This window comes from Neoaquamicrobium sediminum, from assembly GCF_040970315.1.
GTDB lineage: Bacteria > Pseudomonadota > Alphaproteobacteria > Rhizobiales > Rhizobiaceae > Aerobium > Aerobium sediminum.
This window is the reverse complement of record NZ_JAZHFV010000002.1, coordinates 929,381-952,111: the sequence shown is the minus strand read 5'-3', so window position 1 is coordinate 952,111 and position 22,731 is coordinate 929,381. Positions and strand designations below refer to the sequence as shown.

The 22,731-nt window shown below is 63.3% G+C and carries 16 protein-coding genes, 2 tRNA genes and 1 pseudogene; 5 read left to right on the top strand and 14 right to left on the bottom strand.

The annotated features are described in order from the left end of the window. Positions 1-20: 20 nt before the first annotated feature. The 4 genes from V1479_RS09935 to V1479_RS09920 all read right to left on the bottom strand — a co-directional run bounded on the left by V1479_RS09935 (position 21) and on the right by V1479_RS09920 (position 4,329). Positions 21-824 carry an amino acid ABC transporter ATP-binding protein gene (locus V1479_RS09935; RefSeq protein ID WP_368802740.1) on the bottom strand — a complete coding sequence of 268 codons (804 nt, stop codon included), beginning with the start codon at positions 822-824 and terminating at the stop codon, positions 21-23. A 45-nt stretch (positions 825-869) separates the two neighbouring features. Further along, positions 870-2,027, bottom strand: coding sequence for an amino acid ABC transporter permease (locus tag V1479_RS09930; RefSeq protein ID WP_368802739.1), 1,158 nt, complete (start codon positions 2,025-2,027; stop codon positions 870-872). A 9-nt stretch (positions 2,028-2,036) separates the two neighbouring features. Next, complete coding sequence (locus V1479_RS09925; protein ID WP_368802738.1) at positions 2,037-3,227, bottom strand: amino acid ABC transporter permease; 1,191 nt, start codon at positions 3,225-3,227, stop codon at positions 2,037-2,039. A gap of 73 nt (positions 3,228-3,300) precedes the next feature. Next, positions 3,301-4,329, bottom strand: a complete 1,029-nt coding sequence (locus V1479_RS09920) for an amino acid ABC transporter substrate-binding protein (RefSeq protein WP_173190552.1) — start codon at positions 4,327-4,329, stop codon at positions 3,301-3,303. 355 nt (positions 4,330-4,684) lie between these two features. On the opposite strand from V1479_RS09920, the gene V1479_RS09915 reads away from it, so the two are divergent. From V1479_RS09915 to V1479_RS09895, 5 genes are all read left to right on the top strand, one after another. Next, the gene (locus tag V1479_RS09915) at positions 4,685-5,854 is read left to right on the top strand and encodes a cystathionine beta-lyase (RefSeq protein WP_368802737.1); all 1,170 of its coding nucleotides are present in this window, start codon (positions 4,685-4,687) and stop codon (positions 5,852-5,854) included. 95 nt (positions 5,855-5,949) lie between these two features. Next, positions 5,950-6,026, top strand: a tRNA-Pro gene (locus V1479_RS09910). A 35-nt stretch (positions 6,027-6,061) separates the two neighbouring features. Beyond that, complete coding sequence (locus V1479_RS09905; RefSeq protein WP_173190548.1) at positions 6,062-6,367, top strand: ETC complex I subunit; 306 nt, start codon at positions 6,062-6,064, stop codon at positions 6,365-6,367. Positions 6,368-6,404: 37 nt separating this feature from the next. Further along, positions 6,405-6,481: transfer RNA gene (locus V1479_RS09900), tRNA-Arg, on the top strand. Between the two features lie 229 nt (positions 6,482-6,710). Further along, positions 6,711-7,757: an alpha/beta hydrolase gene (locus V1479_RS09895; protein ID WP_368802736.1), complete on the top strand. Its 1,047-nt coding sequence runs from the start codon at positions 6,711-6,713 to the stop codon at positions 7,755-7,757. A 2-nt stretch (positions 7,758-7,759) separates the two neighbouring features. On the opposite strand, the gene V1479_RS09890 is transcribed toward V1479_RS09895, so the two are convergent. The 10 genes and pseudogenes from V1479_RS09890 to V1479_RS09845 all read right to left on the bottom strand — a co-directional run bounded on the left by V1479_RS09890 (position 7,760) and on the right by V1479_RS09845 (position 22,695). Beyond that, entirely contained in the window at positions 7,760-10,894 is a 3,135-nt protein-coding gene (locus V1479_RS09890) for a UDP-N-acetylmuramoyl-tripeptide--D-alanyl-D-alanine ligase (RefSeq protein ID WP_368802735.1), read from the bottom strand. Between the two features lie 35 nt (positions 10,895-10,929). Further along, positions 10,930-12,132: a beta-barrel domain-containing protein gene (locus V1479_RS09885; RefSeq protein WP_438620510.1), complete on the bottom strand. Its 1,203-nt coding sequence runs from the start codon at positions 12,130-12,132 to the stop codon at positions 10,930-10,932. A 4-nt stretch (positions 12,133-12,136) separates the two neighbouring features. Beyond that, a complete protein-coding gene (locus tag V1479_RS09880) occupies positions 12,137-14,356 on the bottom strand; it encodes a type I secretion system permease/ATPase (protein WP_368802734.1) in 2,220 nt (739 codons plus the stop codon). 73 nt (positions 14,357-14,429) lie between these two features. Beyond that, the gene (locus V1479_RS09875) at positions 14,430-16,220 is read right to left on the bottom strand and encodes a BapA/Bap/LapF family large adhesin (RefSeq protein ID WP_368802858.1); all 1,791 of its coding nucleotides are present in this window, start codon (positions 16,218-16,220) and stop codon (positions 14,430-14,432) included. Between the two features lie 62 nt (positions 16,221-16,282). Beyond that, positions 16,283-17,743 carry a hypothetical protein gene (locus V1479_RS09870; protein ID WP_368802864.1) on the bottom strand — a complete coding sequence of 487 codons (1,461 nt, stop codon included), beginning with the start codon at positions 17,741-17,743 and terminating at the stop codon, positions 16,283-16,285. A 169-nt stretch (positions 17,744-17,912) separates the two neighbouring features. After that, positions 17,913-18,239: pseudogene (locus V1479_RS26175) on the bottom strand (BapA/Bap/LapF family prefix-like domain-containing protein); the annotation flags it as partial. Between the two features lie 520 nt (positions 18,240-18,759). Continuing rightward, on the bottom strand, positions 18,760-20,172 hold the full coding sequence (locus tag V1479_RS09860; RefSeq protein WP_368802733.1) for a TolC family outer membrane protein: 1,413 nt from the start codon (positions 20,170-20,172) through the stop codon (positions 18,760-18,762). 145 nt (positions 20,173-20,317) lie between these two features. Continuing rightward, the gene (gene hdaA / locus V1479_RS09855) at positions 20,318-21,013 is read right to left on the bottom strand and encodes a DnaA regulatory inactivator HdaA (protein ID WP_368802732.1); all 696 of its coding nucleotides are present in this window, start codon (positions 21,011-21,013) and stop codon (positions 20,318-20,320) included. Positions 21,014-21,026: 13 nt separating this feature from the next. Beyond that, positions 21,027-22,166: an AI-2E family transporter gene (locus V1479_RS09850; protein ID WP_368802731.1), complete on the bottom strand. Its 1,140-nt coding sequence runs from the start codon at positions 22,164-22,166 to the stop codon at positions 21,027-21,029. Beyond that, entirely contained in the window at positions 22,147-22,695 is a 549-nt protein-coding gene (locus V1479_RS09845) for a CDP-alcohol phosphatidyltransferase family protein (protein WP_368802730.1), read from the bottom strand. The genes V1479_RS09850 and V1479_RS09845 overlap by 20 nt, the downstream gene beginning before the upstream one ends. Between the last annotated feature and the right edge of the window lie 36 nt (positions 22,696-22,731).

Genomic DNA, 22,731 nt, shown 5'->3' with positions numbered 1-22,731 from the left:
TCGAGGAAATGCTGGGCGTCTCAGTGCAGGATCTGGCTGAGGAACAGCTTGGTGCGCTCGTGTTGCGGGTTGTCGAAGAATTCCTCGGGCGTGTTCTGCTCCACGATCTGGCCCTGATCCATGAAGATCACGCGGTTGGCCACCTGGCGGGCAAAGCCCATCTCGTGGGTGACGCAGATCATGGTCATGCCTTCTTCGGCGAGGCCCACCATCGTCTCCAGTACTTCCTTGATCATCTCTGGATCGAGCGCGGAGGTCGGCTCATCGAACAGCATGATGCGGGGGTTCATGCACAGCGACCGCGCGATGGCGACACGCTGCTGCTGACCGCCGGAGAGCTGGCCCGGATATTTGTTGGCCTGCTCGGGAATCTTCACCCGCTCGAGGAAGTGCATGGCGGTTTCCTCCGCCTGCTTCTTGGGGGTCTTGCGGACCCATATCGGCGCCAGCGTACAGTTCTCCAGGATGGTCAGATGCGGAAACAGGTTGAAGTGCTGGAAGACCATGCCGACCTCGCGGCGCACCTCATCGATCTTCTTGAGATCGTTGGTCAGTTCGATACCGTCGACGACGATGCGTCCCTGCTGGTGCTCCTCAAGACGGTTGATGCAGCGGATCATCGTCGACTTGCCGGAGCCAGAGGGGCCGCAAACGACAATCCGCTCGCCGCGCATGACCTTGAGGTTGATGTCCTTGAGAACGTGAAAATCGCCGTACCATTTGTGCATGCCCTCGATCTCGATGGCGACCTCGGTGTCCGAAATCTGCATCCGCGATCGGTCGATTGCGATCTGGTCCGCGGCGACTGCGTTTTCAGTGGCCATATCATTCCCCTTTTTGGCGCTTTGGCCTGTTGTTATTCTTCCGCCCTACCGTCGGTGGCCCGTATCCAGCCGGCGTTCCATGTAGATGGAATAGCGCGACATGCCGAAGCAGAATATCCAGAATATGAACCCGGCGAAGATCAGGCCCGACATGGGTGTCTGCGCCGAAATCCAGTTCGCATCGGCGAAATTCTGACGGACGATCCCGAGCAGGTCGAACATGCCGATGATGTAGACGAGGCTGGTGTCCTTGAAGAGGCCGATGAAGGTGTTGACGATGCCCGGAATGACCAGCTTCAGCGCCTGCGGCAGGACGATCAATCCCATCGATTGCCAGTAGCTGAGACCGAGCGAATCCGCGCCCTCATATTGCCCCTTGGGAATTGCCTGGAGGCCGCCACGCACCACCTCGGCCATGTAGGCCGACGCGAAGAGCGCGACACCCACCAATGCCCGAAGGAAGCGGTCAAAGGTCATGCCGGCGGGCAGGAACAGCGGCAGCATCACGCTCGCCATGAACAGCACCGTCACCAGCGGCACGCCACGCACCGTCTCGATGAAGGCGACGCACAGCATCTTGACCACAGGCATCCTGGAACGACGCCCCAGCGCGAGCAGGATGCCCAGCGGCAGCGACACCGAAATGCCGACGAAGGACAGCACCATCGTCACCAGCATGCCTCCCCACAGGCTCGTCGCCACGTAATCGAGGCCAAACCAGCCGCCCACCAGAAGGATGAAGGCGATGATGGGGAAGACGATGAAGAACGCCACCGCGTTGAGAAACTTGTGCGGCACGCGCGGGATCAGCAGCGGCACCAGCAAAGCCACGAACATCACGGCGGTCAGATTGACCCGCCAGCGCTCGGAGACCGTGTAGCGGCCGTACATGAACTGTTCGAACTTGGCGTTGACGAACGCCCAGCAGGCGCCCGACCAGCCTTCGGGCTGGATGCCGCCCTGCGCGACCGTTGCGCAGACCGAGCGATCCGGCCCGCTCCACACCGCGTCGATGAACGCCCAGCGGATCATCGGTGGAACGAAGTACACGATCAACAGCATGCCCAGCACGGTGAGGACCGAATCGAGCGGTGTCGCGAACAAGTTTATCCGCAGCCACCGGGCGATACCGCGCTCGCCGGCTGGAGCCGGTCGTTCGGGCTCCAGCTCGGTGCGGACGAAGGAGAGATCTTCCTGTTGCATCAATCTCTCCTATCGCTCGACCAGCGCCATCTTGGCGTTGAACCAGTTCATGAACGTCGACGTCGACAGGCTCAGGCCCAGATAGATCAGCATCCAGATCGCCACGACCTCGATCGCCTGACCGGTCTGGTTCATCGTCGTCTGCCCGGTCTGGATGAGATCGGGGTAGCCGATGAAGACGGCGAGCGACGAATTCTTGGTCAGGTTGAGATACTGGCTGGTCAGCGGCGGAATGACGATGCGCATGGCCTGCGGAATGATGACCAGACGCAATGTCGGGCCGGGGCGGATGCCAAGCGCGTGGGCTGCTTCCGTCTGTCCCTTGCTAACACCGAGAATGCCGGCACGGACAATCTCGGCGATGAAGGAGGCCGTGTAGAAGGACAATGCCAGATAAAGCGAAAGGAACTCCGGTTTGATCGAGAAGCCACCGACAAGGTTGAACGATCCCTGTTCCGGCATGTCGAACGTCAGCGGAAATCCCGTTGCCGCGAAGGCAAGCAGCGGAAGACCGACGATCAGCGCGAGCGATGTCCACAACACGGGGAAGCGCTGGCCGGTCGCCATCTGCCGCTGGTGCGCTTTGCGCGCGACGAAAAAGGACATCGCGATGGCGATCACGAACGCCACGGGGATCAGCCACGCCCCCTCCCCCCAGATCGGCATCGGCATGTAGAAGCCGCGATTGTTGAGATAGGTGCCCAGCGGCAGGTCAAGGCTTTCGCGCGCGCCGGGCAGCACGGCGAGCACGCCGAGATACCAGAAGAAAATCACCAGCAGCGGCGGAATGTTGCGGAACACCTCGACGTAAACCGTGCAGATCTTTGAGATCAGCCAGTTTCGTGACAGCCGCCCGACGCCGATGAGAAAGCCGATGATCGTTGCGGTGACGATGCCGATGACGGCAACGAGGATGGTGTTGGCCAGGCCGACCAGGATCGCGCGGCCGAAAGTCGAGTTGGCCGAATAGTCGATCAGGGTCTGGCTGATGTCGAAACCGCTGCGGCGGCCTAGAAAGTCGAAACCCGATGCGATGTTGGCGCGCTGCAGGTTCTCGGTCGTGTTGCCGATGATCCAGTAGACGATGAGGACCAGCGCGATCGCGACCACAACCTGGACGACGATGCCGCGCACGCGGGGATCGTAAAGCAGGGACGCGCGCGCAGGTGCGCGGTCATGAACGCTCGTCGGGGAAGCCATGCCCCCTCCTTCCCGATTCAGTGATGCCGACCACTCCGGAAGGCTGCTGGAGCCTTCCGGAGCAGTATCTCGATCAGCGGATCGGCGGAGCGTACTGGATGCCGCCCTTTGTCCAGAGCTGGTTCAGACCACGTGCGATCTTGAGCGGGCTTTCCTGGCCGATGTTGCGCTCGAAGACCTCGCCGTAGTTGCCGACGCCCGACACGATCTTGACGACCCAGTCGTTCTCGAGGCCGAGCACCGTTCCGATGGAGGAGTCATCCTCCTGGCCGAGTATGCGGCGGATTTCCGGGTTATCCGAACCCTTCATCTCCTCGACATTGGCCTGGGTGATGCCGAGTTCCTCGGCCTGGATCATCGCGAAGAGCGTCCACTTGACGATGTCGAACCACTGGTCGTCGCCATGGCGAACGGCAGGTCCGAGCGGCTCCTTGGAGATGATCTCGGGCAGCACGACATGCTCGTCAGGGTTGGCGAGCGTCAGGCGAAGCGCATAGAGACCGGACTGATCGGTGGTGTAGGCATCGCAACGGCCGGCCTCGTAGGCTGCGTTGGTCTCGTCGAAGCCCTGGAAGACAACCGGGTTGTAATCCATGTTGTTGGCCGCGAAGTAATCGGCCAGGTTGAGTTCGGTCGTCGTGCCCGTCTGCACACAGATCGCGGCGCCCGAAAGCTGCAGCGCCGAGTTGATGCCCGGCAGCTTCGTCGAGTTGATCATGAAGCCCTGGCCGTCATAATAGTTGACGCCCGTGAAGTTGAAGCCCAGCGACGTGTCGCGGCTGAGCGTCCACGTCGTGTTGCGCGAGAGAACGTCGATCTCGCCCGACTGCAGCGCAGGAAAGCGCTCGGTGGCGTTGGTGGGAACCGCCTCGACCTTGCTTGGATCGCCGAAGATGGCCGCCGCGATGGCGCGGCACATATCATAGTCAAAACCCGACCATTCACCCTGGTCGTTGGGAGCCGCGAAACCGGCAAGACCGGTATGCACACCGCAGCGCAGCGTGCCGCGTTCCTTCACATCGTCGAGCGTCGCGCCCCAGCCAGCCGAAGCCGTAAACACCAGCGCGGCCGAGCCGAGAATACCCGTTACTAGCTTTTTCATGCCCACATACCCTTTTCTGTTTCGGGGTCTTCGCCCCTGTTCATTCCGTACGGAAGCAGCATTCCGTCCCGGCCCCTGACCGGAACTCGGCATCGTTGCAGACGCGCGTGCTCCACCTCCCACTCACGACCGGCATCGAAGGCCATTATTCAGCGCCGGTCAAGTGCGAATGAAACACGCCGCCTAATTGGTGACCGCACAGGCAGCACTGCGCGTTTTATGGGCTGCGCCTGCCGCAATCCATGGCAAATCAAGCGCTTGCGAATGTGCCCCACCGGGCAGTGCCGCTGTGGCGGTTGCAGGTTCGCAGGGCAACCGATATGCGTTCAGGCCTGCAGCAAGAGGCGAGGTTTTCATGAGCAAGGGCGACTACGCGAACAAGGGCATCCACACCAGGCTTGCCCATATCGGTAACGATCCACGCGAGTTCTTCGGTTTCGTGAACCCGCCCGTCGTCCATGCATCCACCGTGCTCTTCCCCGACGCCGCGACCATGGCGGCGCGCACCCAGAAATATACCTACGGTACGCGCGGCACGCCGACGACCGATGCGCTGAGCTCCGCTATAGACACGCTCGAAGGTTCCGCAGGGACGATCCTGGTGCCGTCCGGCCTGGCGGCTGTGACGATACCGCTGCTGGCGTTTCTGTCGGCGGGCGACCACGTGCTGATCGTCGATTCGGTCTATCACCCGACACGTAACTTCGCAGACACGATGCTGAAACGGCTGGGCGTCGAGGTCGACTATTACGACCCGCTGGTGGGCGCCGGAATCACCGCGCTGATGAAACCCAACACGAAGGTGGTCTTCACCGAATCGCCCGGCTCGAACACGTTCGAGATGCAGGACATCCCCGCGATTGCCCGGGAAGCCAAGGCGCGCGGCGCGGTGGTGATGATGGACAACACCTGGGCGACGCCGCTCTATTTCCGTCCGCTCGACCACGGCGTCGACATTTCCATCCATGCGGCGACGAAATACCCCGCAGGCCATTCGGACGTGCTGCTCGGAACCGTCTCGGCGAACGAGGCCTGCTGGAAGCGGCTGCAAGAGACGCATTTCACGATGGGCTGCTGCGCGGCGCCCGACGACGTCTACCAGGTCCTGCGCGGCCTGCGCACCATGGGTGTGCGGCTGGAGCGGCACGAGGAAAACGCGCTCGACGTCGCGCGCTGGCTGGAGGGCCAGCAAGGCGTGGCGCGCGTGCTGCATCCGGGGCTCGAGAGCTTTCCAGGCCATGACATCTGGAAGCGTGACTTTTCCGGCGCCAGCGGCATCTTCTCCATTGTGCTGTCGGGCGGCGGCGAACGCGAGGCGCATGCCTTCCTCGACGCGCTGGAGATTTTCGGCCTCGGTTATTCGTGGGGCGGCTATGAAAGCCTTGCCGTACACGTGTTTCTGGGCGACCGGACCGTTGCCAAGGGCGATTATCAGGGGCCGGTCATCCGGCTGCAGATCGGCCTCGAAAACCCGGAAGACATCAAGGCGGACCTGGCGCGAGGGCTTGCGGCGGCGGCCGGCTGAAACCGTTCGCGCCGCGACATGAAGGCCGGCGGCAAAATAAAGGCTTGCCTCGCCGCCGGCGAAAACTTATGGGAACCAGCGGTCTTGACCGGCCACGGAGCGTAGCGCAGCCTGGTAGCGCATCTGGTTTGGGACCAGAGGGTCGCAGGTTCGAATCCTGCCGCTCCGACCACCGGCAGGCCGGCAAAGGCAAGGAACGAGGCTCACATGTCAGCGCGCATCTACAGCCCGGCGAAGACCGCCATGCAGTCCGGCAAGGCGAAGACCGGCCACTGGGTTCTCGAATTCGATCCAGAGCAGCCGCGCAAGATCGACCCGCTGATGGGCTACACCTCCTCCGGCGACATGAAGAGCCAGATCCGCCTCACCTTCCCCACACTGGAAGAGGCCATCGCCTACGCCAAGAAGAACGGGCTTGCCTACCGGGTCCAGGAACCCAAGGAAACGCGCCGGCGGCAGATTTCCTACGCGGAGAATTTCCGCTATGACCGCAAAACGCCCTGGACACACTGACGCGCCCTGATCTCGCGGCCGACCAAGGCGCAGCGACGGTCCCGTAGCTCAGCTGGATAGAGCACCGGCCTTCTAAGCCGATGGTCGCAGGTTCGAATCCTGCCGGGATCGCCATATTCGCGACGCAGATCATAATCCCGCGCCACTTCCCGCCTTAAAACCCGAATCTGCCCCAGCCTTACGACGATAGACAGTTCCTCGCTCACCTCGGCGGCGTTTTTCTTGGTGCGGATTATCGTTTCGCTAACCATGTCACGACGCCGAGCGAGCGCGGCCTTGCGTCGGAAGCTTGCAGATGGATGGCTCTCAACATGGAGAGACAAGAAAAGCGCATAGTCGGGCGATGAGCGATGACGGTCATACACTGAGCTGGCATCTGGTGCGCTGGCTGCTGCTGGCCTTGTCGGTGCAGGGCGCTTCGCAGGCCGCGCATGCCGATGCGCCGCGGCTCGGGCCGTTCGAACTGCCGCAGCCGCAGGAGCTTGCGGTACCCACGGGCGACGAGCACTTTAGCCCTTTCGAGGCGCTGAACGGCAGTTTCAGCTCTCCTGAGCACTGCGCACAGGTTCCGAACGGGCTCTGGATCGATCATGAAGGGCGCGGCGACTGCATCAGATATTATCCCCACGGGCTGGCCGAGGGTGGCAATCGCAGCGTGCTCGTCTATTTCGCCGGGGATGTGATGTTGCGCAACACGCGCGGCGTGCGCTTCATCACCGGGTCGTATATCGAGCGCTCCCCAGCATCCATCGCGTCGGACATGACCGAGTGGTCGACGCTGGCGGGGCGACCCACGATCTATATCGCGCGACCGGGCATCTACGGTTCTTCCGGCGACCACAACATGCGCCGCCATCCGCGCGAGATCGCGCTGATGAACCGGGCCGTCGACATGATCAAGGAACGCTACAACGTCTCCTCGTTCATCCTGAGCGGCCATTCGGCCGGCGCGCAGATCGTCGCCGGGCTGCTCAACCGGCGAACCGACATCTCGGCTGCCGTGATGAGTTCCGGCCTCGTATCCGTGAAGCAGGTATCGAGGTTCTGGGAGCGTCGGCGTTCCCTGCCCGGCCGGCTGCTTTACGATTCGCGCAACTTCTACGATCCGATGGACGAGATCGACCGGATCGCCACCGATCCGAAGCCGCAGATCTATGTGATTTCGGACCCGGAAGACCGTGTCGTGCCGTTCTTCAGCCAGCTCTATTATGTGCGACGCCTGCGTAGCGCAGGTTTCGATCCGCAGCACGTCTACGCGCAGGCGGCCGATCCGCGACGGCACCTGCTGGCGCTGAACGGCCGGCTTGCCGCCGCGCTGCTGGCGCAAGGTCGTTCGACCAACGAGATTCGCCGGGCTCTGACCGACTTCGAACTCGATCAGCGCGAGTAGCCCTATTCGGCGGCCGGCCGTTCGACGTCGGCCTGCGCCATTTCCTTGAGCCAGGCGACGATCTCGTACATGCGGGTGCTGTTGGAGCCCTTGACCAGCACCACGTCGCCATCGGCGAGCTGTTCCTCCAGCACTTCCTTCATCGCATCCAGTGAGCCGAGATAGAGCCCCTTCCGGGATCGCGGCAGGGTGCGCCAGAAGTCCTGGTAGAGTTCTCCGGTCACATAGACCCGGTCGATAGCGCGGTCCTCGATCAGCTTCGCAAGCTGCGTATGAAACATCGGCGACTGCGGGCCAAGCTCGGCCATCTGGCCCAGCACGGCGACCCGGCGGCGTGCGCCCGGATAGTCGTTCAACTGATCGAAGGCTGCTTCCATCGAGCCCGGATTGGCATTGTAGGCATCGTCGACGACCGTAAGCTTGCGTCCCCCAAGCGAGAGGTCGCAGATCTGCCCCCTACCCGGCAGCGGCGCGAATGTCTGGAGCTTGGCGATTGCGGGCTCCAGCGGGTAACCGAGGGCGGAGACGGCGGCCAGCACGGCAAGGCTGTTCATCGCCATGTGACGGCCTGCGGCGCCGACGCGGTAGCTGATCTCGCGCCCCTCGATGCTAGTCTTGACCGAGCCGTCGCTGGCGTCGTGCGAGACGAGGCGGAACGCGCAATCGGCGTGCTCGCCGTAGTGGACGATGCGCAGGCTGCGGCTCTCGGCGGCGGCGCGCACCGTCTCCCATTCGATCATGTCGCGGTTGATGACTGCGACATCGCCCGGCGACATGCCGAGGAAAATCGCGCTCTTCGTGCGCGCAACATCCGTTACCGTGCTGGTCTCATTGAGGTGGGCAGGCGCGATGTTGGTGAAGATGGCGACCTGAGGTCGCGCCATCCGTGCGCTGACGGCCATGCGGCCGATGGCGAGCTCCATCACAATATGCTGCGTGTCCCAAGGTATGGAAGCCAGGTTCCAGCCCACGCCATGAGGCAGGTTGGCGTTGTGCGCGCTCTTGGCGACGGTTCCATGCGCCGACAGCGCATGAGCCAGCATGGCCACCGCGGTGGTCTTGCCGGAACTGCCGGTCACGCCCAGCACCTTGCCGGTCATGCGCGTCCGCGCGTAGCGGCCCATGGCAAGCACGGCCTCGTCGCAATCGGGTACGGTGAGCAGCGGCACGTCCGTCACGTCGACCGCTTCGGGATCGCGTGCGATCAGGGCGGCCGGAGGCGGGTTCATGCGACGGACCACCTGCGGCAGCATGCCGACCGTTTCGTCGCCGGTTCGCACGACGGCCATGTCGCCCGGCTGCATGGCGGGCGCGAAGGTCGAAAGCCCCCGTGCCGACCAGTCCTGCGGCGGATGACGGACCCAGGTTCCGCCGGTCGCGGCCTCGACATGCGCGGCAGTCCAGATCGCGTCCGGATCGGCCGGTTCGGACTCAGGGGCGGTATGCCTTGCGACGAGACGCCGGAACGCGTCACGTTCTTCCAGATAGCGGCGATAGGCGACGAAACCGGACAGATAGTGCTCGACATCGTCGATGCGCACGCGGAATGCGTGATGGCGGATGAAGAAAGATCCGACGATCCTGTCCGGCTTGCGGAAGTACATGGCGAGTTCGGGCCAGAAATGCCCGTTGAGCAGGTAGTGGGCGCGCTTTTCCAGGGCGTTTTCGAATCGCTCGAGATCTATACCGTCGAAGAGGTGGTGCAGTTCGGGTCGCTCGTCGATGCGCGCCAGCGTTTCGCGTGCCGCCATCATCAGTTCGAGCAGCGTCGGGAATGTCGTGATCCGATCCGAGACGAAGTCGAGATAGCCGGCGACATTGGCGATGCCGAAGCGGAAATAGCGCTCCTCCGGGCGGTAGCGCGTCAGCTCGTTGACGCAGTAGCTGAGCCAGTGGTCGTGGTGCTTCCAGTGGTCATTGCGGATGAAGTGAACAAAGGCCTTTTCGACCATTTCGAGCCAGCGTGGATCGCGCGTCAGGCCATAGAGCCGCATCAGGCCGAAGGCGGCCTCGCCTTCGTAGTAGATGGTACGGAAATCCTGCTTCACGCCGAGATCCGGAAAGCTCAGCACGTGGCTGAACGCACCGGTCTCCTCATCCTGCATGTAGCGGATGCCGAGCGCGAGCTTCTCCATCATCGGGTGATGGGCCTTGGAGCCGGTAACGGCGGCGTATTTGGCGAGCGCAAGGATCGCGACCGCATTGCCGCCGAGCTTCACCTCGTTGCCGACGTCGACTAGAAATGCGGCCTCGGTCCCATCCGGCAGGCTGCATGTCTGTATGAGCGCGCCGCACAAGCGTTTCAATGAGCGGTCGATCGCCGCCTTGAGGCGCGCGTCGCGTGTGACCTCCCAGGCTTCGACCATGGCGTAGGTGGTGCTGGCATGGCGCAAGGTGTTGTAGGCGGCTATCCGCCGGTCGAAGCACGGGTGATAGCCGTAGACAAAGGTGCCGTAGCGCTCGACCTGCCGGGCAAGGTAGGCCGACGCATCGCGCACCAATGGGGTCACGTCGCCTTCGCCAAGCTCGGCCACGATGCGCCGGCCGGCATCCAAACCCGCGCCATTCAGTTCGTGGAGATTGCCGGCCTCGTCGCAAAAGACGCCACGCGTTGAGAACAGATAGACATCGGCCTCGTCGGCGAGATCGGGTTCCGGCATGTCGGGATAGCGGATGCCGGCATAGGTGGCGAAGTTCTTCTGGTTGAACACCGCATGCGCGATGGTGTTGCCACCGTAAAGCGCCGCGTTGGCGTTGAGCTCAAGCTCGGTGAAAGCGAAATTCAGCTCCGGGTCGAACGCGATGCCGTAGCGGAAATAGTTGCGCTTGGTCTTTACGAGCAAAGCACGCAGGCGGCGCCAGTCCTTGCGCTCGGCGCGGTCGACCCAGTCCACCCGAAGCCAGCGACCGGCCAGCTTTTCGCCTTTCATGATTTCGCGCAGCGCGGCGAGCCCCTTCTGCCAGGCCGACTCCAGCGAGGCGCCCGAAGCATTCACCACGCGGGCGCGTGAATCGCCGTCAGAGACGGAGAAGAACAGGACGATGCGGGGAAACGGCGGTTGCAGACCTTCAACTCTGGTGCGCAGGAGGGCGCGCATGCTGGAAAGCTTGTCGACGGTGTCGAGTTTGACGTCCACTGGAAACAACCTCCTTCGATAACCGGCGCGCGCGACTAACGCTCGCGCAGCGCCTCGCGCGCCCTGTTGAACGGCTTGATGAGATATTCGAGCACCGTCTTACCGCCGGTGTGAATGTCGACGGTTGCGATCATCCCCGGCACGATGGGGAACGTCTTGCCCGCATCGTTGGTCAGGGCGTCCTTTCCGGTCTTGATGAAGACCCGGTAGTAGTAGATGTCCTTGTCCACCTCGTCCTGGATCGTGTCGGGCGAGATGGTCGTCACATGCCCTTCCAGATCGCCGTAGATCGCGTAGTCATACGCACTGATCTTGACCCGTGCCTCCTGTCCGGGCCGGATGAAGGCAATGTCACGCGGCGAGATGCGTGCCTCGATCAGAAGCTTGTCATCCAGCGGGATGATGTCCATCAGCTTGCCGTTGGGCGGAACGACGCCGCCGATCGTGGAGACCTCGATGTTCTTGACGATGCCACGCACCGGCGAGCGGTGCGTGAGCCTTGCAAGGCTGTCGGAGCGGCCCTTGACCACCGGGGACAGCGAATTGACCTCGGCATTCGCCTTGGTCAGTTCCTCGCGCGCTCGCACGACATACTCGGCATTCATCTCGACCTTCTTGAGCTCGAGCTCCACGAGCTGGCGCTTGAGACGGATGACCTCGACATTGCTGGCGGCGCCGATGGCAGTCAGCGATTCGTTGATGTCCAGTTCGCTGCGGACCAGCGCGAGCGATTCCTCCACCCACTCCAGCGACTGCTCCAGGGCACGGCGACGCGCTTCGTAAAGCTCGGTTTCGGAAGCGATCAGTTCCGGATATCCGTCGAGTTCCTTCGGGAATACGAGCGGGGTCTGCTCGACCTCTGCCCGCAGACGCGCGGACGCGGCGAGTGCCGCACGGTATTTGGCGGCGCTCTCCTCGACATTCGATTCCGACTTGGTGGGATCGAGCTGCGCAAGTATCTGACCGGGTTCCACCACCTCGTCCTCACGCACATGCAGGGCGGCTACGATACCGCCCTCGAGCGACTGGATGACCTGCTCGCGCGAGGTCGGCACCACGCGGCCGTCGCCGGCCGATACCTCGGCCAGCTCGGCGAAGTAGGCCCAGACGAGACCGCAGGCGAGCAGGAGGAAGACAATCCTGACGATGCGACCGGAACGGGAAAGCCGTACGCCATCGTCATCGCCATAGCTCCATTCTCGCAGGTCAGCCGGGGTGTCGCGCATCGTCATGGCCATGAAATCACGCTCCTTCAGCGCGGCGGACAGCCGTTTCCGGCGTGCCGCGAAGATTGGCTGGTACTACCTTCTTGACCCCCTTCAGTGTCTTCAGCGCCTCGTCCTTGGTCTCGTCGAGCACCACCTGCCCGTTGTCGAACGCGATGATCCTGTCGACCAAATCGAGCACCCGCATGCGGTGGGTGGCGATCACCACCGTGCGCTCATGGCTCCACGCCCGGAAACGCGTGATGAAGGCGCGCTCCGTGGCTTCATCCATCGCGGCGGTCGGTTCGTCCAGGAGCACGATCGACGGATCGCGGATCAGCAGCCGGGCTAGCAGCAACGCCTGCTGCTGGCCGCCGCTCAGGCCTCGCCCGCCTTCCAGAATCGGATGATCGAGGCCGCGCGGCAGCTTGCGGATGAAATCGTCGGCGCCGACCATGGCGAGCGCGTCCAGCAATGCCGCCTGCCCCGCGTGCGGAGCGCCCATGGTGACGTTGTCGCGGATAGTTCCGTGGAACAGGCGGGAATTCTGCGTCAGCAACCCGACGCCACGCCGCACGTCGGCGGGATCGATCTGGCTGAGGGCGAGATCGTCTAGATGAACCTCGCCGAGCGCCGGCTCCATCAGGCCGGAAAGACCGAGCAGGAATGTCGACTTGCCGGCGCCGTTCTTGCCAAGCAGCGCGATCTTCTCGCCCGCTCCGATCGAGAGGTCGCGAACCGTGAGCGCCGGCTTCGCGGCGGCATCGCCATAATGAAAGACCGCATCCTTCATGCGGTACGCGCCCTTGAGCACGGGCGCGCTGACACGGGTCTCCGCCTCGGGATGATCGACCGGCATGTGCATGATGCTGTCGATGCTCTTGAGCCCGACGCGCGCCTGCTGGAAGCGGGCAAGCACCTGGGTGATCTGCGCCATCGGCGCCATCATGCGCGAGCCGAGAATGGAGCAGGCGACGAGCGAACCGGTAGTCATGTCGCCCGCCATCACCATCGGCGCGCCGATGAAGACGATGACGGCGAAAGTGCTGGTCTGCACGCCATGGCTCCAGGCCGTGAGCGAATTGGTGATGGAGCGCTGCCGCAGCTGCGCCTCGGCCGTGACGGCGTTGAGGTGGTTCCAGCGCTGCTGGAAGCGGTCTTCCGCCTGCAGCGCCTTGATGTCCTCGATGCCCTGGATCGCCTCCACCAGCATGGCGTTCCGGAGAGACGCTTCGCGCATCGATTCGTTGGCGCTCGCGCGCAGCCGGCGCTGAGCAAGCAGGCCGGGCAGGACCAGGAGCACCAGCGCCGTGGCTGGCACCGCCGCCAGCACGCCGCCGATCTGCAGGAAGATAAACAGGAACAGGATGAAGAACGGCAGATCCGCGACGGCCGCGAGTGTCGTCGACGTCAACAGCTCGCGCACCTGCTCGAGATCGCGAAGTTGGGAAATAAATGTGCCGGTGGAGCTTGGCCGTACGCGGTTCTTTACCCGCAGGGCATGGCCGAACACCATGTCCGACATGCGCATGTCGGTGCGCTTGCCGACGATGTCGATGATGCGCGTGCGCACACGGCGCATCGCGAAGTCGAACGCGACCGCGAGCATCACGCCGATGAACAGGACGTAGAGCGTGCTGTAGGAATGCGCCGGCACAACCCGGTCGTAGACCTGCATGGAAAACAGCACGCCTGAAAGGGCAAGCGTGTTGGCGACCAGCGAGGCCAGCATCACATGGCCATAGGGCCGTATGTCGCTGAAGGCCAGGCGTCGGAACCAGTGCCGGCGATACGGCGCGATGTATGCATCCACCCGCTCGTCGGCCATCGCGCGTTCGGGGCGCGGAATGACGAGATGCCGCGTTTCGTGCAACAATGTGTCGACGGGAATGGAAACGGACTGGCCGCCATCGCCGCTGAAGACGACCGACGCATTACCATCGCCGCTCAGGGTCATGATGACGCCGACCGAGCGATCGTTGAGCTGGACGATGACGGGCAGGCGCCAACTCGTCAGCGAGATCGACGCAGGGTCGGCCTGCCGAACCCGCAGGCCCAGCTTGCGCGCGAGGCGACCGATCTGGGTGGCGGCGTCCTCGCCTTCAAGAGCGCGGCCAAGCTGCAGGGCACCGCGCGGCGAGAAAGGAACATTGTAGTGACGGGCTACATGCTCAAGGGCATCGATCCAGGCTTCCAGCTCCGTCCGTCCGAAGCTGCTGGCGGCGTTTGGGTCGATCTGTAGCTCGGGGTCGATCATGATGCCCCTTCAGTTTTCTCCACTGGTCTTGCGGTGCGCGACGCCGGAGCGCCGCGCACCATCATGTCGGCTGTCAAACGACCGAGTTGTTTTCGGTCCAGTCGTCATCCGTCACCAGATGGCCGAACGGATCGACGGTCTCGGTACTTGCCTCGACAATGCTCTCCTGCATGACTGCCGCTCCATCGAACGATGTATCCTCGGCCGGCGCGTCGCCGAGATTGTCGATGCCGCCGAGCGGGATGTCCTGATCGTCGCCTTCGTCGAGAGTCAGGGCCAGTTCCTCGGTCGTGGAATGCGTCCCGCCGTCCTGCGGCTCGTCCTGGGACGCCACCTCGAGGTCGTCGATGCCCACGACATCGTCGCTGAACAATGCCAGCGGCGCACCCGCGACGCCCGCCCCAGACGGGGTCACCGTGACGTCGACACTGCCCGTCACGACCGCGCCGGTCGGATGGACGAGTTGATAGGTGAAGCTGTCGAGCTGCGGCGTATCGAAGTATGCGGAAGCTGGATCGGGGGTGTAGGTGTAGTTGCCCCCCGCATCGACCGTCAGCGTGCCGTATGTGCCCTGAACGGTTATCGGCGACCCGCTCGGGATCTCGACGAAAGAGCCGAGATCGGCGTCGAAGATCTGGACCGTGGTGAAATCGGAGCCCGGCACGTCGTTGTCGAGCAGGTTTCCGTTGTCACCGGTCGAGGTCTCGATCTCGAACTGGTCGAGGTAGGTGACATCGACGTCAGTCGTCACGCTGACTCCCGTCGATACCAGTGTACTGGTCAATGTTACGCGTACCCGATACGTCCCCTCATCAAGCGCCAATGCGCCGAGGTCCAAGGATGCAACCGTGCCGACGGCTCCAACGAGCATGCTGTATGGATCGCTTGCTACGGTCTCCCATACGCCCGGGCTCGTCTCCTGCTCCAGGAACAGCGTGCCGCTTGAAAGGGCCGCCAGCACCACGGAAACATCGATGCTGCCTGACACGTCCATCTGGTCAGTGATTACAAAGCTGTCACTGGTGTACGACGTGCTTCCACCGAGTGCACCCAGAGATGCCGCTCCGCTATCGTCAAAGAACGCATCGTCGCTCACATTGGCCCAGACGACCGAAGCGCCGCCGGCATCATCCGTTGTGCTGAAGTCCAACGTCGCCGGCTGGTCCGGGTTGGCGGGGTCGAACGTCAACGCCACGCTGTCGCTGCCAATCTGCGCGTAGAGCGTTGCCGTCGCCGTGTTGCCCGTATCCGGGTCGAACAGCGTGTACTGGAACTGATCGACCTGGCCTATGGCTGCCGCATCCTCGTTCGGCGTGTAGGTGTATGAGCCGTCCTGGTCGATCACCAGCGTCCCGTAGGTGCCGATGATCGTCGTTCCGCCGGCAAGAATCGCTTCGCCGTTGACCTCCGAGACGATCGTCGTCGGGGTGACGACGTCGGAGTCGCCATCGCCATTGACATCGGTGATGACATTGCCGTTGGCAGGCTCCACCTCGTAGCCGCCGATCTCCGTGTAATCGAGATCGGTTCCCCCTACACCGAGTTCGCCAAGGACACCCAGGCCTACACCTTCGAACGTCACGAAGGCACGATATTGACCCGCATCAAGCGTTGCGGTGGCCTGGTAGGTGTTGCCGCTAAGCAGGCCGATGTCGAGGACGGTCGCCTCGCCGGAGCCGTCGATACCGACCCACTGGCCCAGCTCCGGATCAAACTTCTGCACCACCACGGCGTAGTCGCTGAGCACGCCGAGTGACGCGAGCGCGCTGTAGTCGAAGTCGGCTTCAAGTGTGTGCCCCTCCTCGACATTGAACTCCACGCTCGGGGTGCCGAGCACGGTCGCCTGCAGATCCAGCACGCCCACGGAAACGAGCGCGAGGTAGTTCGCGTCGCCGAGATCGACATCGGTCGAGGTCGGCAGGATGTTCAGGCCGGCATTACCGATGTCGTCGAAGGCCTCGATGTCGGCATCTGCGTCTGCATCAGCGTCGGCATCAGCATCGGCGTCTGCATCGGCATCAGCGTCCGCATCTGCGTCTGCGTCAGCATCTGCATCGGCATCCGCGTCCGCATCGGCATCCGCGTCCGCATCGGCATCTGCGTCTGCGTCAGCATCCGCATCGGCATCTGCGTCAGCGTCGGCATCCGCGTCTGCATCGGCATCAGCGTCTGCATCAGCATCTGCGTCAGCGTCGGCATCAGCGTCCGCATCAGCATCCGCGTCCGCATCAGCGTCGGCATCGGCGTCTGCGTCAGCGTCGGCATCGGCGTCAGCATCGGCATCCGCGTCAGCGTCGGCATCCGCATCAGCATCCGCGTCCGCATCAGCGTCGGCATCGGCATCGGCGTCTGCGTCAGCGTCGGCATCGGCGTCAGCATCGGCATCCGCGTCAGCGTCGGCATCCGCATCTGCATCGGCATCGGCGTCAGCGTCGGCATCAGCGTCGGCGTCAGCGTCTGCATCGGCGTCAGCGTCGGCATCAGCATCCGCGTCCGCATCGGCATCGGCATCGGCATCGGCATCCGCGTCAGCGTCGGCATCCGCATCTGCATCGGCATCAGCGTCTGCATCAGCATCGGCGTCAGCGTCGGCATCAGCGTCGGCGTCTGCATCGGCGTCAGCGTCGGCATCAGCATCCGCGTCCGCATCGGCGTCAGCGTCCGCGTCAGCATCCGCATCGGCGTCAGCGTCTGCGTCAGCGTCCGCATCGGCGTCGGCATCAGCGTCGGCATCCGCGTCAGCGTCGGCATCCGCATCAGCGTCCGCATCGGCGTCTGCGTCCGCGTCAGCGTCAGCGTCCGCATCTGCATCTGCGTCAGCATCCGCATCGGCGTCGGCGTCTGCATCTGCATCTGCATCTGCGTCCGCATCTGCGTCTGCGTCGGCATCAGCGTCAGCGTCGGCGTCAGCGTCCGCATCGGCGTCTGCGTCCGCATCGGCGTCTGCATCTGCGTCCGCATCGGCGTCAGCGTCAGCGTCCGCATCTGCGTCTGCGTCAGCGTCAGCGTCCGCATCTGCGTCTGCGTCTGCGTCAGCGTCGGCATCAGCGTCAGCGTCGGCGTCAGCGTCGGCATCCGCATCCGCGTCAGCATCGGCATCGGCGTCGGCATCGGCATCGGCGTCTGCATCGGCGTCTGCGTCTGCGTCTGCGTCTGCGTCCGCGTCGGCATCCGCATCAGCGTCCGCATCTGCATCTGCATCTGCATCTGCGTCAGCATCGGCATCTGCGTCAGCGTCAGCATCAGCGTCCGCATCTGCGTCAGCATCGGCATCTGCGTCAGCGTCAGCGTCAGCATCAGCGTCCGCATCCGCGTCGGCGTCAGCGTCAGCGTCAGCGTCGGAATCTGAATCTGAATCGGCATCAGCGTCTGCGTCAGAATCGGCATCTGCATCCGAATCAGAATCCGAGTCTGCGTCGGCATCCGAGTCCGAGTCAGCATCAGCGTCTGCATCCGAGTCAGCGTCTGCATCGCCATCATCACCGCCACCGCTCAGGGCGAGACCACCGGCTGCCAGAAGGCCCAGGCCAGCAAGACCGAGGATCGAATCATCTCCGCTGGAGGCAGCGACAAGCTCGTCGACAGATTCGATCTGCGAGAACTGGAAATCGGCCAGGCCTTCTGAGTGCTCGCCCAGCCAGAGATTGCCGTCCTCATCCTCCAGAACGAGTTGGCTCTGCTCCTCTCCCGCCGCGTAGAAGTTGCCGATCCTGACGGTTTCGCCCGACGTCAGTCGCAGCACGAGATCGTCGCCTTCGCGCGCCGCCGAAGCCACATCTCGCGGCGACAGCGATAGCTTGACCACGCTGGGGTTGCTCAGGACGACATCGCCATCGGGAAAACTTTGCGATGTTCCATTGGATTTATCGGTAACAACTGCCACCACTGGACTGCCTCCTCATTGCCTGAGCCCGCCGCAAGGATTCGGCAATCGCCGAGCCCCCGCCAAACAGCGTTTCATCAAGTTTTCAATCAGAGACGGCGGTGCCTTACCCAGGCAAACTACTGCGATACAAGCCGCCGCAGGCTCGTTCCGCCTGCTGCGGATACGGCCTTCGTGTCCCACAATCGGCCATATCGTGAAAATGTTGGCAAATGAAAACGCTCAACTGTTCCATTTCGGAACATGAAACGTTAAGCTTGCATTTACAACTTACTACGCTCCACAACCAATTTTTATTAAAACTAGAAGCAACGCGTGTTTTTGTATATATTTCGGATGATTATAATTTACTTATGTGCATGGATTTTGCGACGCGATTCTACTTAAGCGATGAATCGTGCGCCGCCGATTTGACATCACGCCGTCCGGGGCCACCCGCTATGCGAGATGAAAACGCGCGCCAGAGTTGCACCATATCGGGACAGCGACGCCTCTGCCGGCAGTGGCAGGTGTTTTCTCGCTACAGGGACACGCCGAACAGCGGTTTGCCCTCCAGAGCGAACTTTCCGCGCAAATCGCCAGCGCTGTAAGCGCAGTCGATGGCAAGCCTCTGAAGATCGTATCGTATGTTGATCTCGTCAAACCGCGCCGCGTGAAATTCCTGGTCCGCGTTGAGCAGATCCAGCAGCGTGCGGGTGCCAAGCTCGAGATACTGGGTCTGATAGAGGCTGCGTGTTTCGTCCATCATCGCCTGGCGCTTCGTCAACGATGCAAGAAGCGCGCGCATGCTTGCAATCTGACCAGTCGCCTCGGTCAGGCTGCGGCGGATATCCACCTGCGCACGCTGCTTGGCAGCCTCGGACGAGCGCAGCGCGTGTCCGGCAGCGGCGCGACGTGCGCCGGCTTCTCCGCCATTATAGATGCTCCCGGTGACGTTCAGGCCAATCGTGTAGTCCGGGTCGCTTGAACCGATACGCGTCAGGTCGGTGCCTACTCCCGCATCCAGTGACACCGTGGGCAGGCTTTCGGCCCGGCTGAGGCCGATCTGCGCGACGGCGGCGGACCGTTCGGCCTCAGCCTGCATCACCGCCGGAACGCGCGACCAGTCGGGGTCGACCGAATCGCATGCCTTGGACAGCCAGCCTGGAGCGCGTGCGCCACGCGCCATCGCGCCATTTGTGCCCGTCAACGCCGCGAGCGCGCTCGTCCAACGGCGGGTCTGCGCCTGTACCTCGAGGGTCGTCGCCTCTGCGGCCTGAACACGGGCGGCCGCCTGAAGCTCGTCCGACCGGGTGCTGGCGCCTTTTTGCGTGCGCGATTTGACCAGATCGAGGATGGCGCTGGTATCCTTCACCTGGTCGCTCGCCACCCCGGCGAGCGCCTTGTTGCGCTGGACCTCGATCGCGGCCTGGGCCGTCTCGCGTATCAGATCATCCACGGCCATAAGCACCTGCGACTTGCGGCCTTCTATGCCGGCCGTCGCGATCTTCACGCGTCCGTCGACCTTGCCGAAATCGTAGATCATCTGCGAAGCGCTGACGTCGAGGCTTGGCCGGTAATCGCCTTCGCGCGAATCGAAATTGGTGTTCACGCCCCAGCTCACGCGTGGCCTGTAGCCGGCGCGCGCCTCGTTGACCGCCTCACCCTGCTGGTTGAGCCTGCTCACGGCCTCGACGACGGAGGGATGGTACGAGACTGCATGCTGCACCGCGCTTTCAAGCGTCAGCGGTCCCTTGGGCGGCGTTTGCGGCGCTGCTGCGCCCGCATCCGTCGCGACGGCGGTGCGTGGAGCCGTGCCGGGAGCGGTATCGCGGGTCGTCGACGATACAGTCACCGGATCGACGGTATCGGGCTTCGGGTTACCCGCGCAGGCGGATACGATTGCTGCCGCGCTAACAGACAGGATCGCAACCATGCGGCGTGGCTGGCGCATCGACGGAACTCCGCAAATCGATGTCGAACTAAAGCCACCTGCCAACGCGGAAACTTGATGGGCTGGCGAAGCGCAGGCCAACATGCCGGCGCTTACCAAGTGTAGACCCGATTATGGTTAACCGTTCGTTAGCGGGGCGCCGCCGCTAAAGGTCGAACCGGCTCTGCCCCGTATCCATCGCATCCACCACCTGCGCGGCAAGCGCCCGCGTGATCCGCGATTTGTGCTCCAGCGCGGCGTGATCGAGCCTTGCGACGACGTCGATGGCCGTCGACAACGAGCGCTCGATACGCCGGACCAGAAACTGCACGACATGCGGCTCGACCTCGACCTGCCGATCGGCGAATAGCTTGGTCACCACGCCGGCCAGAAGCGCGTCGTCGGGTTCGTGGATCTCGACGGTGGACGCCGCCTTGAGCCGGGATTCCAGATCGGGAAGCTTTACGCCCCATGCCAGCGGGAAACGCCGTGCCGTCAGCAGCAGCGTGGTTCCGGCCTGGCGCACCGCATTGATGAGGTGGAAAAGGCCTGCCTCGTCGATAGGCGCGGAATCCACGTCGTCGATCAGCACAGGCCCCCTGCCCGACGCTTCGACAGCCTCCGCCGCGAGCCTGCCTGGCGCGAATTCGGTAGCGCCGCTCAGCTCCCGCCAGATGGCCGCCAAATGGGATTTGCCCGAGCCGGCCGGTCCGGCAAGCACGACCACGGGCGATGGCCAGTCCGGCCAGCGATCCACCAGCGCGGTGGCCGCGATGTTGGATGGTCCGACGACGAGGTCGTCGCGGCTTTGCGCGGGATTGTGCGCAAGGTCCAGCGGCAACTGCCTCGGTCGTGTCGACATGCGTTGCACTGCCCTACTTCGACGCGGACTTTTCGTCCACCGCGTGGCCGCGATAGAGCGGCGAGGCCAGGTAGCGAGAAAGGCCGAAACGCACCAGGACACCCACCGCGGCTGCCGCCGGCACGGCGACGAGCAGGCCGACGAAGCCGAACAGCGCGCCGAAGGCGAAGAGTGCGAACATCAGCCACACGGGGTGGAGCCCGACGCTCTTGCCCACGAGGTTGGGCTGCAGGATGTTGCCTTCGACGAACTGGCCGGCAAAGAAGATGGCCGCCACCGCCGCCACCCAGTGCCATTCCGGCCAGAACTGGACCAGCGCGACACCGATCGACAGAACGAGGCCGAGCAACGAGCCGACATAGGGAATGAAGCTGACGAGGCCCGCAAAGAGACCGATCAGCAGGCCGAAGTTCAGGCCGACAGCGGTGAGGCCGATGGCGTAGAAGACGCCGAGGATGATGCAGACGGTGCCCTGCCCGCGCACGAAGCCTGCCACTGCACGGTCGATGTCGAGCGCGATCTGCCGCACGGTTCCCAGATGGTCCCGCGGAACCCAGCTATCGACGCGCGCGACCATCTTGTCCCAGTCCAGCAGCATGTAGAACGCCACCACGGGGGTGATGACGAACAGGCCGGCGATGTCGATCAGCGTCTTGCCGGAACTCAGGATCGACGAGAACAGACCCGAGATGAAGCCCCCGGCCTGGGTGAGCAGCGAGTTGAGCCCATCGCGGAGCGACGCGGGGTCGACGCCGAGACGCTGGCTCAGCCATTCCGCGTCGACGCCGGTCACCAGTGCCTGCAGCCGGGACATGTAGTCCGGCAGGCGACCGATGAAATCGGCGAGCTGCGAGGCCAGGACCGGGATGATGAGCATCAGCCCGATGACCAGCGCGATCAGGAACATGATGAGGATGAGGACCGTCGCGGCCATGCGCGACAGGCCCCTGCGCTCCAGCCAGTCGGCCACGGGATCCAGGAAATAGGCCAGGATCATGCCGGCGAAGAACGGCAGCAGGATCGCAGAAAACAGGTAGAGAAAGCCGATGAGGACGGCAGCGGCCACCAGCCAGAAGATCACCTGCCGGCGAAAGGCCGACGCGACGACGACTTCGACCGCCTTTTTCTGGAGTTCAGCTTCCTGCTTGTTCATAGCGGCCCATATGCCTCAGCCATTGCACGAGATAGGCCGCCGCCGAAGCCACGGTCAAGAGGGCGGAGGTGAAGACGAGCAGCACCCGCGCAGGTCCGAACATGGTGTCGAAAGCCAATTCGGCGAGAACGACGATTGCCAGAACGATCTGCGCCGCGGTGTTCGCCTTGGAGACAAACAACGGCTTCATCGCGACGGGGTTCCCCATCAGATTCGAAAGCAGCACGGCAGCGACGATCAGCGCGTCGCGGGAGACTGCGGCAATGACCAGCCAGAGCGGCAGCTCGCCCATATAGCCCAGGACCACGAAGACGCTGACCAGCAGCAGCTTGTCGGCCATCGGGTCAAGATAGGCGCCGAGTTCGGACCTCTGGTTGAAATGCCTCGCTATGAAGCCGTCGATGCCATCGGACAGGCCGGCGACGACGAAGCAGACCAGCGCCCATTCCTTGTTGTCCGTCACCAGTGCCCAAATGACCGCCGGGACGAGCAGGAAACGGAAGATCGTGATGAAATTGGGTATGGTCACGCCTGCAATTCTCTCCCATGGCGCTGCATCGGCGCC

What these genes read in the sequence shown, in the direction of transcription:
- V1479_RS09935 (WP_368802740.1), bottom strand. Translation starts at nt 824, where the DNA reads ATGGCCACTGAAAACGCAGTCGCCGCGGACCAGATCGCAATCGACCGA.
- V1479_RS09930 (WP_368802739.1), bottom strand. Translation starts at nt 2,027, where the DNA reads ATGCAACAGGAAGATCTCTCCTTCGTCCGCACCGAGCTGGAGCCCGAA.
- V1479_RS09925 (WP_368802738.1), bottom strand. Translation starts at nt 3,227, where the DNA reads ATGGCTTCCCCGACGAGCGTTCATGACCGCGCACCTGCGCGCGCGTCC.
- V1479_RS09920 (WP_173190552.1), bottom strand. Translation starts at nt 4,329, where the DNA reads ATGAAAAAGCTAGTAACGGGTATTCTCGGCTCGGCCGCGCTGGTGTTT.
- V1479_RS09915 (WP_368802737.1), top strand. Translation starts at nt 4,685, where the DNA reads ATGAGCAAGGGCGACTACGCGAACAAGGGCATCCACACCAGGCTTGCC.
- V1479_RS09905 (WP_173190548.1), top strand. Translation starts at nt 6,062, where the DNA reads ATGTCAGCGCGCATCTACAGCCCGGCGAAGACCGCCATGCAGTCCGGC.
- V1479_RS09895 (WP_368802736.1), top strand. Translation starts at nt 6,711, where the DNA reads ATGAGCGATGACGGTCATACACTGAGCTGGCATCTGGTGCGCTGGCTG.
- V1479_RS09885 (WP_438620510.1), bottom strand. Translation starts at nt 12,132, where the DNA reads ATGGCCATGACGATGCGCGACACCCCGGCTGACCTGCGAGAATGGAGC.
- V1479_RS09880 (WP_368802734.1), bottom strand. Translation starts at nt 14,356, where the DNA reads ATGATCGACCCCGAGCTACAGATCGACCCAAACGCCGCCAGCAGCTTC.
- V1479_RS09870 (WP_368802864.1), bottom strand. Translation starts at nt 17,743, where the DNA reads ATGCCGATTCTGACGCAGACGCTGATGCCGATTCAGATTCAGATTCCG.
- V1479_RS09860 (WP_368802733.1), bottom strand. Translation starts at nt 20,172, where the DNA reads ATGCGCCAGCCACGCCGCATGGTTGCGATCCTGTCTGTTAGCGCGGCA.
- hdaA (WP_368802732.1), bottom strand. Translation starts at nt 21,013, where the DNA reads ATGTCGACACGACCGAGGCAGTTGCCGCTGGACCTTGCGCACAATCCC.
- V1479_RS09850 (WP_368802731.1), bottom strand. Translation starts at nt 22,166, where the DNA reads ATGAACAAGCAGGAAGCTGAACTCCAGAAAAAGGCGGTCGAAGTCGTC.